The organism is Streptomyces sp. NPDC059524, from assembly GCF_042749255.1.
Taxonomy (GTDB): domain Bacteria; phylum Actinomycetota; class Actinomycetes; order Streptomycetales; family Streptomycetaceae; genus Streptomyces; species Streptomyces xanthii.
This window is the reverse complement of sequence record NZ_JBHYTK010000096.1, coordinates 1-13,291: the sequence shown is the minus strand read 5'-3', so window position 1 is coordinate 13,291 and position 13,291 is coordinate 1. Positions and strand designations below refer to the sequence as shown.

Sequence of the window (13,291 nt, the reverse complement as noted above, 5' to 3'; positions counted from 1 at the left end):
AGATGTACGGTCGCGCCGGCTTCGACCTGCTACGCAAACGGGTCCTACTCGCCCGCTGAGCCGTTGGCTCCTGGGCGCAGATCGTGAATCGGGAACCTCGCAGGTGAGGGGTGTGCCTCGCATCCCTCTTCCTGTAGTTCCTCTGGCCGCAGTGCCCAGGCGATGGCCTCGCCCGGACCGATGTACGAGGGGTCGAGGTGGAACGTGGTCCTCGTTCCGTGCCGCCTGGGCGCGGGGCACTCCTCCCAGGGGCTGGCGGGAACTGCCCCGGCCAACTCCTGACGGTATTTCTGGCCGTCCAGCCAGACCTCGATGACCGTGCGGACGCTGAGCGCGGCGGCTGCCGCAGGAGCCCACCGGTCCTTGTCGAGCAGCGATCCGTAGAACCCGGGCAGGGGCTTTCCCCGCTCGTCGGCGCTGTGCGGTCGCTCGTCCTCCACCGTGAAGCCGAGGTCGGATGTGATCTCGACGCTGATCCGCCCATGCGTGCCGTCACGGTGGTGCATCGCGTCCCACACCACCCGCTGAAGCACCTCCGTCGGCAGCTCCGCGCTGTCCCGCTCGACACGGAAGTACATGGCCGGACGAGCCCGCACGTGCTCCTCGAACGACATCACCCGGAGCTGATCGGCTGTGTGGCGCTCCACTCACCCTCCCGCGTCACCACTTCATTCGCCAAGGCAGGATCATGGCACCCGTTCACGTCACGCTCCATGCTGTCCACTCACCGCAGGCTGTGACGCTCTGTCATGAATCACAACAAGTGGACGAGAGTCCAAACCGGTGGACAAACGCTGCTGCTGAACCTGAACGGAGCCAATGACATGTCACATCCTTGACATGTGCCTGAATTGATGAGTGGGCGGGCGTCGGGCGGCGCCATGCTCCGGCATGACGGAGGCGATGTCCGAGCCCGCCCTGCGCGCGGCAGCCCGGGATCAGGAGCCGGTCGGCACCTCCGGCGCGAGCGAGTTGCCCGCGGGGATCCGGCCGCAGTCCGAGGGAGCCGTCTTGCCGGCGAACCTGTCGTTGAGCCAGGTCAGTGCGGTCGGCGCCCACGGCACGGCGGCGCCGACGTGGCTGAGCAGGTCGTACTGCCGGTACTTGACGGCCGCACTGCCCTTGTCGCAGTACTGCCGTGCGAGCGAGCGCACGTCCCCGGCGACCATCACGCCGTCGCCCCGCCCGATGCCCGGCAGATTGCTGAGGGTCCCCTCGAAGACGCCGCCGTTGCCCTGTGCGATGTATCCGGGGATCGTCGGAGTCGCGGCCGAGCCGAGGTTGAGCTTGTTCACGGCCTCGACGAACGCCGGCACGGAGTTCGGGTCGGCGTACTGAGGCTTCACCATCTTCTTCCACGTCAGACCCGGATACTGGCCCAGGGCGTTGACGATCGAGGCGTGCTCGAGCTTGTCGAAGACCTCGCGTCCGTAACTGTTGAGGTAGGGCGTGAAGTCGATGTCGTACGCGCGGGCGGCCCCGATGACCGCCATGGGGGCGACGCCGGCCCAGACGGCACTGCCGCCGATGTACCTGAGGTTGTGTGCCGGGTCGACCAGCAGCCCGCCCTCCGCGTAGCCGACCAGTCGCCGGTTGACGTCGGGTGCGTAGCTCGGGGCGAGCACGGCCGCCCAGTGGGTGGCGATGGCTCCGCCGGAATAGCCGGCCAGGCCGACCCGGGTGCGGGAGTCGAGTCCGGTCTCCGGGGCCCGGCTGGCGGCCCGGATCGAGTCCAGGGTGTTCGTGCCGTACTCGGGGCCGGCGGCGAAGTCCGCGGTCTGGCCCTGGCTGTCGGGGATGACGACGTTGTAGCCCGCCAGCAGCAGCGGCACCAGCAGGAGCGATTCGCCGTTGGGGATGAGGCCCCCGAGGGAGACGTCACCGGCGATGGCGCGCGACGGCGAGTCGGCGGGGTTGAGGGAGTCGTAGAACGACTGGTACGAGACCGCCTTGCTCCCGTCGCCGCTCGGACTGCGCACGATCGAGGTGACGCCGGCGGACGGGCGGCCCTGCGCGTCCTGGGTGCGGAACAGCAACTGCGTCGCCTGGACAGGGGTGGGGATGCCGAGCACGTGGTACTGCAGCGTCCGCGTCTTGAGCACGTCGCCCGGTGCGTACGAGGCCAGGGGCTTGCTGCCGTCGTAGGTGTAGAAGGAGTCGTCCGACGCGGTGAGTCCCGACGAGGCCGAGGGGGCCGCCGCGGCGGTGGTGGCGGGAAGGGCGGTGACGGCCAGAACGGTTGCGACTGCGGTGGCCAGTGACCCGATCGCGGTGCGGCGCATGGGGGACCTCGGATTCGACTCGTGGATCGCGGGTGTACCTGCCGGTAACAGCGCCGAAAGTTACCAACAGGTACAGCAGTTGACCAGAGTTCTAACAACGGTGCCGGCAGTCGGCTGTGTGCACTCACTGGTGCCAGGCCTGGGTGCGGCACCGAAGGGGTCGCTGCTGCCACTCAACCGGCCCGCGGAAGGCGGATCGAGTGGGTGGGTCACCGGGATTGCCGGCCGCAGGGGAGGTGTGATCGTGACGTCCGGCCGGTTCAGTCGGGGGCGGCGCAGAGTTGGGAGGTCAAGGTGGTGCGGGCCCACTCTTCCCAGGCGTCCGGGTGCCAGCCGCGATCGCGGACGAAGATCAGGTAGAGCTCAGGGCTGAGCAGACCGAACAGCAGGTCCGCCGCGGTCTCGACGGAGAGGCCGGGACGGATGTCGGGCTTGGCGACGAGGGCTTCGGCCGCCGCGTACTGGACGGTGTGGCGCGGGTCGGGGCCGTCCGGCCATTGCGCGGCGATCTCCGGGTCGGTGGCCACGGCGGCGGCGATGAGCGGCAGGATCGGCGCGACCCTCCCCAGGATGTCGCGGGTGCCGTGGACGTGCGCGCGCACTTGCCCGGCCGCGGTGCGCTCGGCGCACGCGGCGCGAAACCACTCGCGATCCATCGTGGCGACCGGCTCGGTGTCCCCGGCGATGGACGTGTCGACGACGTCCTTGAACAGCGTGCGCTTGTTGCGGAAGACGAAGTACACCGTCTGGACGGCCACGCCTGCCCGGTCCGCAACCTCCTGAAGGCTCGTCGCGCCGTACCCCTGTGCGACGAACAGCTCGCGAGCCGCTTCGACGATCTTCTCGCGGGTGCGGCGTGAGCGCTCGGCTCTCTTGTCCGGCCGCTTGACTCCATCCATGGTGCGAGTATACCTCTAGAGTCAGTCACTAGAGTTCAACTCTAGATTCTTGGAGGAGACGATGGATCAGCCCAACGCCATCCGGGAACCCGTCCCTGACCGGGCGTCAACGCGACGAGACCCGGAGGAGGAGTCCGTCCACCGGGCATTGGAGCGCTTCTACCGAGCCGGGAAACCGCCGTGGGACACGGGAGTGACACCACCTGAACTGGTCGCCCTCGTGGAGGGGCACGGCGCGCTGCCGCCCGGCCGCGCCCTCGAACTCGGCTGCGGTACGGGCACCAATGCCCTCTACCTCGCACAGAACGGCTGGGAGGTGGCGGCTGTCGACCTCATCGACCGTGCCGTCGACCAGGCGAAGCAGAAGGCCGCGGCCGCGGGAGCGGCGGTACGGCTGCTGCACGGAGACGCCACCCGCCTCGACGAGTTGGACGTGCCGGGCCCCTTCGACCTGTTCTTCGACCTGAGCTGCTACTGCGGGGTCCCGCTGCACCGTCGCGACGCCTACGCCGCCGGACTCACCCGACGTGCCGCTCCCGGAGCAAGGTTGCTGATGTTCGGGTACGGCCCCGAGCCGCTCGGCAATCCGGTGACCGAGGTCGCGTCGTGGGCGGCGGGCGTCACAGCCGACGAGATCCGCACCAGGTTCACCGGTTGGGAACTGCTCGACGTCACACCGGGCACGAACACGATGCCGACCTTCTGGTTCACACTGCGACGCGACGCCTAGCAACGCTACTGAAAGGTGGAGATCACCATGGCCGACGACGCCATGACCCTGCGACCGGTCGGCCGGGTGGTGGGCGGGCGCAGAGAGATGGTCGAGGACGACTGGCACGACGTCCGAGCCGTGATCCGGCTGGATGACGAGAGCTTCACCGCCTCGGCGGTGCTCGGCCTGGAGAACTTCTCTCACCTGGAGGTCGTCTTCGTCTTCGACCGGATCCATCCGGCCGAGGTGCGGACCGACCCCCGCCCACCACGAGGGAACCCGAGCGCCGACCCCGTGGGGGTCTTCGCTCACCGGGGGCCGTACCGTCCGAACCGTCTCGGCGTCTCCCGTTGCCGACTGCTCGCCGTGGACGGTCTGAATCTGCATGTCGCTGACCTGGACGCGTTGTCGGGCACCCCCGTCCTGGACATCAAGCCGTACCTGGTGGAGTTCGCCCCGCGCCATCCGGTCACCCAGCCGGCCTGGGCCACCGAGCTCATGAACTCCTACTACTGAGCACGGGTGCCTCGGGCCGGTCGACGACGGTGAGGCCCTGGCCGTCGTGCGCTGTCAGCCGGCGAGTGACCGGGTGCCGAGGGTGGTGATCAGGGCGAGACGCTCGGCGTCGGTGCCGGGCTCGGCTGTGTAGACCATGATGCGCAGGTCGCTGCCCGCGACGGTGAGGATGTCGCAGTCGAGGGTGACGGCGCCCACGTGCGGGTGGTCGATCGTCTTGCCGGCTGCCTCGTGGCGGCCGGTGATGCCGGTCTCCCACAGTTCGGCGAACCGGTCGCTCTGCGCGGACAGGTCCGCGACCAACCGCTGGAGCCGCTCGTCGGCCGGGTAGCGGGCCGTGGCATCACGCAGGTCGGCGACCAGCGCCGCCTGCAGGGCGTGGTGTGACTGCGGGGTCTGGCGCACCCGGTCGCTCAGGCCGAGGAAGGTGCGCCACACGCCGTTGCGTTGGTGACCGCGCCATGACGACGGATCGCCCATGAGGGCAGCGTAGGGCTGGTTGGCCAGCAGCAGCGTCCAGGTGGCGTCGAAAACCGCGACGGGCGTGCCGGCCAGCCGCTCCAGTACGCGTTGCACACTCGGCGTGATGCGGGTGGGGACGTTCTGCGGCCCCGGTGGCCGAAGGCCGCCCAGCCGGAACAGGTGCGCACGTTCCGCGTCCGACAGCCTCAGAGCCCTGGCCAGGGCCTCGACGACCTGCTCCGACGGAGCGGTGGCGCGGCCCTGTTCGAGACGGGTGATGTAGTCCACCGAGATCCCGGCCAGCAAGGACAGCTCCTCGCGCCGGAGCCCGTGGACGCGCCGTTTGCCGCCGAGGGGCAGCCCGGAAGCTTCCGGCGAGATCCGGTCGCGCCACCTGCGCAGTGCCTGCCCGAACTCCGTGCTTCCCATGAGTGCCAGTGTGCCTGCCGGCTTTCCGGCCTGCCTGGTACCGGCAGTCCCAGGAAGACCAGACGTCTGGCCGGCGGCAGGAGTCACGCCCAGCCTTGGACATGAGGACGAACCGCCGTGCCGAGGACTTTGTTGTCCGGATGAGCTGGTTCTGGAGCTCGCGGATGTGACCGGTCTCGACGAGAGCTGCCCTCCCGCGGCCGAGGCTGCAATCGAAAGGAACAGCACATCATGAACAAGCTCGCACTCGTCACCGGCGCCACCTCCGGCATCGGCAGAGCCTTCGCCGAGCGGCTGGCCGCCGACGGCCACGACCTGGTGATCGTCGGACGGCGACAGGAACGTCTGGAGGAGTTCGCCGCCGTGCACCCCGAGGTCGAGGTCAGGACTGTCGCCGCCGACCTGTCCACTGCCGAGGGCATCGACGCGGTCGCCGGGATCTGCGCGACCGAGCCGCTGACCCTGCTGGTGAACAACGCCGGCGTCGCCCACTACATGCCACTCGCCGAGCTCCCCGCCGACAAGGCCGCGGAACTCGTCAACGTCAAGGTCCTCGCCCCCACGATGCTCATGCGCGCCGCGGTCGTGGGTATGCAGGAGCGCGGCGAAGGAACGATCGTCAACGTCTCCGGCATGATCGCCTTCAGCGGTGCCGCCCCTCGATCCCAGATGCCCCGCCGCGCCGTGTACGGCGGGAGCCTCGCGTACCTCGTCGCGATGTCCCAGATCCTCAGCGCAGAACTCGCGGGTACGGGGGTCCACGTGCAGGTCTTGTGCCCGGGCGTGGTGGCCACCGAGTTCCACACGCGGCAGGGCATGGACCTGAGCGGGGTGCCGCGCATGACGGCCGACGAGGTCGTCGCCGCAAGCCTGCGCGGACTGGAGCTGGGCGAGACGGTCTGCGCCCCGGGAGTCGAGGACGTCGGCCTGCTGGATGCGGCCTTCCAGGCCGACCTCGCCGCCTTCGGCGCGCAGAGCCCCGAACTCGCCGCCCGCTACCGCGCCGCCTGAACCCACATGGCCTTCAGTCCCGGGCCGGTACCGTTCGGCTCCGGCACACCGTGGTGGGCCGCAGGGTAGTGGACCAGCCGCAGCAGTCCCGCACGAGATGGCGGCGCCGGAGCGGTCACGCGGATCCGAGCACGTCGTGCTGCCCGGCCGACGTGTGCTCGTCCTTGATCGCGGTCAGCACGTTCTCCTCGTAGGGGCCGCCCTTGACGGTGACCTCCTTCACCGTGCCGACACCCTTCACGTAGTACTTGTTGTCCACGACGCCGGGCTCCAGCGGCGTCCATTCCTTCGTGCGCAGGGCGCCGGTGAAGTTCTTGTACGGGACGGAGACCCGGGAGGTCAGGTCCAGCACCTGGAAGCGGTCCTCGGCCTGGCCGGGGTAGTACTCCTGCTGTCCGGAGGCGCCGGGGACGGGGTGGGCGGGCAGGAAGACACCAGGACGGGCGCCGTCACGGCCGGCGCGCCAGGTGCCCTCGGTGGAGAGCATGTTTCCGTGGTCGTCGAGTTCGGCGGTGTCCTCACCGAAGTACCAGACGTTTCCGGCGGCGTCCTGGGCGTAATAGTCACGCGTGGTCTCGCGGAGGGTGCGACCGGTGTAGAGGCGGTCCTCGACGACACGGCATGGAATGCCGGTGATCTTCTCGGTCTCGTGGGTGGCGGTGAGGTACTCCGTGGATGTCGCGCCGTCCTTGATGCCGCTGTAGACCAGCGTCCGGCCGGGCGGCAGCGGGAACCATGGATTGTCGACGGTCGCCGAGAAGCCGCGGGGATCCACGCTGGTCGTCGTGGGTGCCGTGGATCGGTGGCTCGAGCTCCCCGACCCCGGGGAACAGGCCGCCATTACGACCGCGGCCGTGCAGCCCGCGGTGAGGGTGAGGACCAGTGCTCTGGGGGTGACGCCTTTGCCGATCATCGGGACTCCTCGTCGAACGGTGGCTTCGAGCCTGCTCGCGAGTGGCTAAGGAGACCCTGAAACGGTCACCGCGGGATCCGGTCCCATGGACTCAGCCGCCCCTTACCTTTCGGCACTAGGCTGGGACGTGCAGGGCCTGCGGGAGGAGGCGCCATGCGGATTCTCGTGGTCGAGGACGAAGCATCCATGGCGGACCTGCTGCGGCGCTGTCTGGTGGAGAACGGCTTCGCGGTCGACGTGGCCGGCACCGGCGAGAACGGCCTCTGGTACGCCAGGGAGACCGACTACGACGTCATCGTCCTGGATGTGATGCTGCCGGGCACCGACGGGTTCGGCGTGCTGCGTGAGATCCGCGCCGCCGACCGGTGGGCGCCCGTCCTCCTGCTCACCGCGCGGGACTCCGTCGAGGACCGGGTGCGCGGTCTGGACCTGGGCGCGGATGACTATCTCTGCAAGCCCTTCGCGCTCGCCGAACTGCTGTCCAGGCTGCGCGCGCTCATGCGCCGGGGCGCCCGCGAACGGCCCGCCGTGCTCACCGTCGGCGACCTCGCCCTCGATCCCGCCACCCGCTCCGTGGCCCGCGACGGTACTCCGATCACCCTGACGGCCAAGGAGTTCGCCCTGCTGGAGTGCCTGATGCGACACCCCGGACAGGTGCTGTCCAAGGGCGAACTCATCGAGCACGTATGGGACTTCGCCTTCGACGCGGACTCGAACGTCGTGGAGGTCTACGTGGGATACCTCCGGCAGAAGATCGACCGGCCCTTCGGACGTCAGTCCCTGCGCACATCCAGGGGCGCCGGCTACTGGCTGAGAGACGACCGCAAGGACCGCGCGGATCATGCGCGCCCTGTCGGCTAGGCTCCCCGTCCGGCTCCGCCTGGCCCTCGCCTTCTGCCTGGCGATGGCGCTGGTGCTGACCGCGCTGGGCGCCTTCCTCTACACCCGGATGGGCACCGAACTGACCCACGCCGTCGACCTCGACCTGCGCGCGCGGGCTGCGGTCACGGTCAGCTCGACGGCCCGGCAGGGACAGACACGCCTGGACGCGGGCCGCGGACTCATCGACCCCGACGAGTCGTTCGGCCAGATCCTCACGCCCCACGGCGATGTCATCGAGACGACCCCGGCTGTCGCGGCCGCACCGATGCTGCCGCCGAGCCTCACCCGAAGCGTCACCACACCGGTCTTCCTCAACCGCCATGTCGTGGGCATCGACGACCCCGCGCGACTGCTCGCCCTGCCCGTCCGCCTGCCGGGGACGGCGCCCCGGTCTGCCGTCCTCGTCGTCGGCGCGCCACTCGGAGACCGGGCGGAGGCCCTGGACCGGTTACTGCTCCTCCTGCTCATCGGCGGTCCGCTCGCCCTGGCGGCGTCCTCGTACGCGGGCTGGCTGTTGGCGGGCGCGGCCCTGCGACCGGTCGAGCGCCTCCGCCGGGAGGCCGCCGCGATCTCCGAGACCGAGCCCGAACGGCGCCTGACCGTCCCGCCCACCGGGGACGAACTGGCCCGTCTCGCACACACCCTCAACGCCATGCTCGCGCGCCTGCAGGAGGCGTTGGAACGCGAGCACCGCTTCGTCGACACGGCCGGACACGAACTGCGCACCCCGCTGGCCCTGCTGCGGGCCCAGCTCGAACTCGCCACGGCGCGACCGCGCGACCGCACCGAACTCGAAGCCGCCATACGCTCCGCCGCCGCCGAGACCGACCGGCTCGTCGGGCTCGCCGAGGACATCCTCGTCCTCGCCCGCACCCGACAGGGCCGACTCCCGCTGCGTCGCGAACCCGTCTCCCTCACGAGGCTGCTCACCGACGCGGCCGAAGCCTTCCGCGCCCGCGCGACCGCCGCCGACGCGACGATCACAGTGGAGCCCCACGGCGGACCCGAAATATCCGCCGGCCTCGATCCGGTGCGCCTGCGCCAGATCCTGCACAATCTCCTCGACAACGCCCTGCGCCACTCCGGACCGTCGGGTCCAGGTCGCATCACCCTCCGTGCCGAGCGCGCGGACGGCCTGGTGCGCGTGTCCGTGCACGATCAGGGCCAGGGCTTCCCGCCCACCGTGCTCGCCGGGCCGCCGCCGACCCCCGACAGCCGTGCCGACGGGCTCGGCCTCCTGATCGTCGCGATGATCGCCGCCGCCCACGACGGCCAGGTGAGCCTGGCCGACAGCCCGTCGGGCGGAGCCCTCGTCACCGTAAGCCTGTCCGCTTCGTCCGAGCCCGTCACGACGGAGCACCGCGCACCTCCGACGGCGCCCGTGTCACCCGGGACCGAGAAGGGGCGGTGATCCGCGGGGGCGAGGCGGTGCTGGTCCTTGCGCGGATGTGTCCTGCGGCAAGGTCGGTGCGTGCGGTTGTGGTCTGCGGCTCGAGGCTTCCGGTGTGTTCGGCGCCGAGGCTGTGCCTGAGGCTCGACCGGCCGAGTGCGTCTTCGCGGATCGCCGCTGTGGGGTCGGGGCTCGCTGCGGGAAGGCCGGGGTGCACCGATCCTTGCGTCGGGCCGGGATCGTCGAGAGGTCCGCAGGTGTCGGTGGCACGGGTTCGTCCGCGTCGGGCCGTCATGTTCCCGGGGGCGACCCCTCGGGCAGGCCTTGTTCACCCTGTCGTTCTTCGCTGCCCCGGTCCCGGGGCAGGGCCGTAGCGAGACCGGTGACCATGCGGGCGTACGCCGCGCTCACGCGGTCGTCCAGCTCTGCCAGCGGGATGCCCGTGTCCCGGGCGTACGCCTCGCGGAAGATCGCGTAACCCATCTGTGCCGCTGCCGTCACCACGTGCGCGGCCACCGCGTCGGCGTCCGCCGGGAGCGCACCGGTGCGGATGTCGCGCTCGAGGCTCTCCAGGGTCTGCTCGAAGCGCGGCAGCGGGCTGAAGTCGCCGTCGCCGTCGAGGGCCAGCAGGGCTTCCAGTCTGACCGCCTCGGGCTCCTCGACACGGTAGTGGAACATGGCCTGCCGCCGTTCGGAGAACGGCAGGTCCCAGTGGCCGTCGCCCTCCGCCACCCGGCGCTCCACCAGGTCGGAGGCGGCGGCGCGCAGCAGGGCCTGGCGGGTGCCGAAGTACTGGTAGATCTGGCCGTGGTTGACGCCTGCCTCGGCGGCCACTTCCCGGAGGTTGATGCCGGCGAGCACTCCGTCGCGGTCGAGCAGCCGGCGGGCGGCGGCCAGCAGGTCGGCCTCCGTCTCCTGCCGGCTGCGCCTGCTCCTGCGTGCCTTGCCCGGTTCGCCCATGCCTGCCTGCCCTCGCTCTCTGTCCGTGTCCCGCCCCTGCCGCGTCCGCCCGCACCGTAGTGCGTACGGAGCCTGGCGGTCCCGGCGGGGCGATTCCGTGTCGCCTGTGCTCCGGCTCGTGAGCGCCCCCGATTTTCTCGGAGTTCACCCCTTGCTGCGCCAGTGCGACCAGTCTAAGGTCCCGATAACAACGTTCCGTTAATAACAGATCGTGAATTGAGCGTGTGCGCATGACGACACTCCCTCTCGCGGGCATCCGTGTACTCGACCTCTCCACCGTCTTGGCCGCCCCGGTCACCGCCACCTTCCTCGGCGACTTCGGCGCCGACGTCGTCAAGGTGGAGGAACCCGGACGAGGCGACTTCACCCGTGGAACGGCGGCCGGGGCCCGCTCCGCCTACTGGGCCCAGGAAGCCCGGAACAAGAAATCGGTCACACTCGACCTGCGTACCGAGCAGGGGCGACGGATCGTCCGGGACCTGATCCCGCGTTTCGACGTGGTCGTCACCAACTACCGCCCGCCGACGCTGCGTTCATGGGGACTCGACCCGGACCGGCTCAGCGAACTCGCCCCCGACACCGTCCTCGTCTACGTGACGGGCTACGGCCTCACGGGCCCCTACAGCGACCGCGGCTCCTTCGACCGCATCGCGAGTGCCTTCGCCGGACTGACCTATGTGACCGGTGACGCCGATCGCGACCCCGTCCGCAGCGGCTACTCGACGATCGATTACATGGCCGCCTACCTCGGCGCGTTCGCCGTGGTCACCGCGCTCTACCACCGTGACACCGCGGGCGGCGGCGGACAGGTCGTCGATCTCGCCCTGTACGAAGCGGGGTTCCGCGCCTCCGAGGACGCGCTCGCCGCGTACGCGACGACCGGCCGGGTCCGCGAGCGCGCCGGCAACCGCAACGCCCAGATCGTTCCCGCCAGTGACTTCACCACCTCGGACGGCCGCCGGGTGTCCCTCCACGCCGGCACCGACGCGCTCTTCCGCCGCCTGAGCAGGCTGATGGGGCTGCCCGAACTCGCCGAGAGCGAGCAGTACGCGACCCGGGCCGCCCGGGCCGCGAACGCGGACGCCCTCTACGGGATCATCGGCGAGTGGGTCGCTCAGCACACCGCCGACGACCTCGCCAAGCTCCTCAACGAGGCGGACATCCCGGCCTCTCCGCTGATGAACATCGCCGACATCGCCGCCGACCCGCACTACCGGGAGCGGGGCACCCTCGTGGACGTACCGGATCCGGAGTTCGGCGACCTGTCGATGCCCGCGCCGCTGCCCCGGCTCTCCAGGACGCCGGGCAGCATCCGCTCCACCGGGCCCGCCCTCGGCGCGCACAACACCGAGATCTACCAGGGCCTGCTCGGCCTGAGCGACCAGGAGATCGTCGCCCTCCGGGCAGACGGCGTCATCTGAATCAGTCCCGGCCCTCTGCCGCGCGTTCCCGTTCCCACCTTTTCCTCGCCCCCTTCGCTCCCCTCACCCCGCGGGCCGGCCGGGCTCCTCCGGCCCGCCCGCGCAGCCTTCTGCCACTGCTCCAGGGAGGTCATGCCCCATGACCGGCACACACGGTTCCCTCGCGCTGGGAAGCCGGCTCGACCGGCTCCCGCTCGGTTCCTTCCACCACCGACTGGTCTTCGCGCTGGCCGGGATGATCCTGTTCGAATGGGTGGAGATCAACGCCTTCGCATTCGTCGCACCCACGCTGCGCGAGCAGTGGGGCATGTCCCTGTCCACGATGGCGCTGATCGTCGGCATCAGCCAGCTCGGCGCCTTCGGCGGCGGAGTTCTCGGGGGCTACCTGGCCGACCGATACGGCCGCAGGCGCACGATGCTCGTCAGCGTCACCGTCTACTGCGTGGGCAGCGCCCTGTGCATCGTCGTGCAGAACCCCTGGCAGTTGATCGCCACCCGCTTCACCGCCCACCTGGGCGCGCAGGCCATGGCGGTTGTCGCCATCGTCGTGCTCAGCGAGTTCGTGCCGGCCGCCGCGCGCGGACGGCTGCAGACGTGGAAGGTCGCCATCGGCGCGCTGGGCATCCCCGTCGCGGCCTGGACCGGCTACCTCGTCGTACCGCACTGGACGTGGGGCTGGCGCCTGGTCCTCGGCCTAGGCCTGTTCGGCGCCGTCTTCGCGCACCTCGTGCACCGCTGGGTGCCAGAAAGCCCACGATGGCTGCTGAGCCGCGGCGAGGAGACACAGGCCGAGGAGATCGTCCGCTCCATCGAACGGAGTTGCGGAGTCCAACCACCAGAGTTGGAGAGCGATGCCGCCCCGGCGACCGGGCTCGCCCCGCGACACGCCGCCTCACGCGTCCGTTTCGTGGAGCTGCTCGCCCCGCCCAACCGCCGCCGGTTCACCGTGGTCGCCACGATGTGGGTGACCGGACTGTTCGCCTACTCCGCCTTCACCACCTGGACCCCCACCTTCCTCGCGGAATCCGGCCTGGACCTGGACGACACGCTGCTGCTCTCCGCGTGCCTGGCGACCGCCGCACCCATCGGCGCCGTCCTGGCCATCCCGGTCATCGACCGCTGGGACCGGCGCCGTACCCAGCTCGCCCTCGGCATCCTGATCGCGGTGACGCTGCTGCTGTTCGGCCTGGTCCGCTCGCCGGTACCGGTCCTCGTCCTGGGATGTCTGGTCAGCCTGCTGTTCCAGGCGTCCGTGCCCTTCCTCCAGGTGTACTCCGCCGAGGTCTTTCCCACCCGGGTACGGGCCCTGGGCTCGGGCCTGGCCAACGCCCTGTCCCGCATCTTCAACTTCGCGGCCCCGATGCTGGTCGCCGCGGTCTTCAGCGGCCTCGGTCACACCGCCGTCTTCGTCATG

13 protein-coding genes are annotated in these 13,291 nt (G+C 70.3%); 7 read left to right on the top strand and 6 right to left on the bottom strand.

The features are described from left to right. Positions 1 to 44: 44 nt before the first annotated feature. From ACFW9D_RS24630 to ACFW9D_RS24620, 3 genes are all read right to left on the bottom strand, one after another. Complete coding sequence (locus ACFW9D_RS24630; RefSeq protein WP_384624852.1) at positions 45 to 647, bottom strand: hypothetical protein; 603 nt, start codon at positions 645 to 647, stop codon at positions 45 to 47. A 291-nt stretch (positions 648 to 938) separates the two neighbouring features. Continuing rightward, on the bottom strand, positions 939 to 2,282 hold the full coding sequence (locus ACFW9D_RS24625; RefSeq protein ID WP_384624849.1) for a lipase family protein: 1,344 nt from the start codon (positions 2,280 to 2,282) through the stop codon (positions 939 to 941). 260 nt (positions 2,283 to 2,542) lie between these two features. Further along, a complete protein-coding gene (locus ACFW9D_RS24620) occupies positions 2,543 to 3,181 on the bottom strand; it encodes a TetR/AcrR family transcriptional regulator (RefSeq protein ID WP_384624846.1) in 639 nt (212 codons plus the stop codon). Between the two features lie 61 nt (positions 3,182 to 3,242). Here ACFW9D_RS24620 and ACFW9D_RS24615 point away from each other — a divergent pair, with 61 nt between their 5' ends. Beyond that, positions 3,243 to 3,911 carry a class I SAM-dependent methyltransferase gene (locus ACFW9D_RS24615; protein ID WP_384624843.1) on the top strand — a complete coding sequence of 223 codons (669 nt, stop codon included), beginning with the start codon at positions 3,243 to 3,245 and terminating at the stop codon, positions 3,909 to 3,911. A 15-nt stretch (positions 3,912 to 3,926) separates the two neighbouring features. Continuing rightward, entirely contained in the window at positions 3,927 to 4,409 is a 483-nt protein-coding gene (locus ACFW9D_RS24610; protein ID WP_384624841.1) for an SAM-dependent methyltransferase, read from the top strand. Between the two features lie 54 nt (positions 4,410 to 4,463). Here the strand turns inward: ACFW9D_RS24610 and ACFW9D_RS24605 are convergent, their stop codons facing one another. Beyond that, the gene (locus ACFW9D_RS24605) at positions 4,464 to 5,300 is read right to left on the bottom strand and encodes a helix-turn-helix transcriptional regulator (RefSeq protein ID WP_384624838.1); all 837 of its coding nucleotides are present in this window, start codon (positions 5,298 to 5,300) and stop codon (positions 4,464 to 4,466) included. Between the two features lie 231 nt (positions 5,301 to 5,531). Between ACFW9D_RS24605 and ACFW9D_RS24600 the strand changes: the two genes are divergently transcribed. After that, entirely contained in the window at positions 5,532 to 6,311 is a 780-nt protein-coding gene (locus ACFW9D_RS24600; protein WP_384624836.1) for an SDR family NAD(P)-dependent oxidoreductase, read from the top strand. Between the two features lie 115 nt (positions 6,312 to 6,426). Here the strand turns inward: ACFW9D_RS24600 and ACFW9D_RS24595 are convergent, their stop codons facing one another. Beyond that, a complete protein-coding gene (locus ACFW9D_RS24595; protein WP_384624832.1) occupies positions 6,427 to 7,086 on the bottom strand; it encodes a hypothetical protein in 660 nt (219 codons plus the stop codon). A gap of 291 nt (positions 7,087 to 7,377) precedes the next feature. Here ACFW9D_RS24595 and ACFW9D_RS24590 point away from each other — a divergent pair, with 291 nt between their 5' ends. Next, on the top strand, positions 7,378 to 8,085 hold the full coding sequence (locus tag ACFW9D_RS24590) for a response regulator transcription factor (protein WP_384624829.1): 708 nt from the start codon (positions 7,378 to 7,380) through the stop codon (positions 8,083 to 8,085). Between the two features lie 43 nt (positions 8,086 to 8,128). Continuing rightward, on the top strand, positions 8,129 to 9,517 hold the full coding sequence (locus ACFW9D_RS24585; protein WP_384624827.1) for an ATP-binding protein: 1,389 nt from the start codon (positions 8,129 to 8,131) through the stop codon (positions 9,515 to 9,517). A 270-nt stretch (positions 9,518 to 9,787) separates the two neighbouring features. Here ACFW9D_RS24585 and ACFW9D_RS24580 read toward each other — a convergent pair whose 3' ends face one another. Next, positions 9,788 to 10,456 carry a TetR/AcrR family transcriptional regulator gene (locus tag ACFW9D_RS24580; RefSeq protein WP_384624824.1) on the bottom strand — a complete coding sequence of 223 codons (669 nt, stop codon included), beginning with the start codon at positions 10,454 to 10,456 and terminating at the stop codon, positions 9,788 to 9,790. 230 nt (positions 10,457 to 10,686) lie between these two features. On the opposite strand from ACFW9D_RS24580, the gene ACFW9D_RS24575 reads away from it, so the two are divergent. Together ACFW9D_RS24575 and ACFW9D_RS24570 are read left to right on the top strand one after the other, a co-directional pair. Beyond that, positions 10,687 to 11,877 (top strand): CaiB/BaiF CoA transferase family protein, encoded by a 1,191-nt coding sequence (locus ACFW9D_RS24575; RefSeq protein ID WP_384624821.1) that lies wholly within the window; start codon positions 10,687 to 10,689, stop codon positions 11,875 to 11,877. Between the two features lie 139 nt (positions 11,878 to 12,016). Continuing rightward, the coding region (locus ACFW9D_RS24570; RefSeq protein ID WP_384624818.1) for an MFS transporter at positions 12,017 to 13,291 on the top strand (1,275 nt) is incomplete at its 3' end.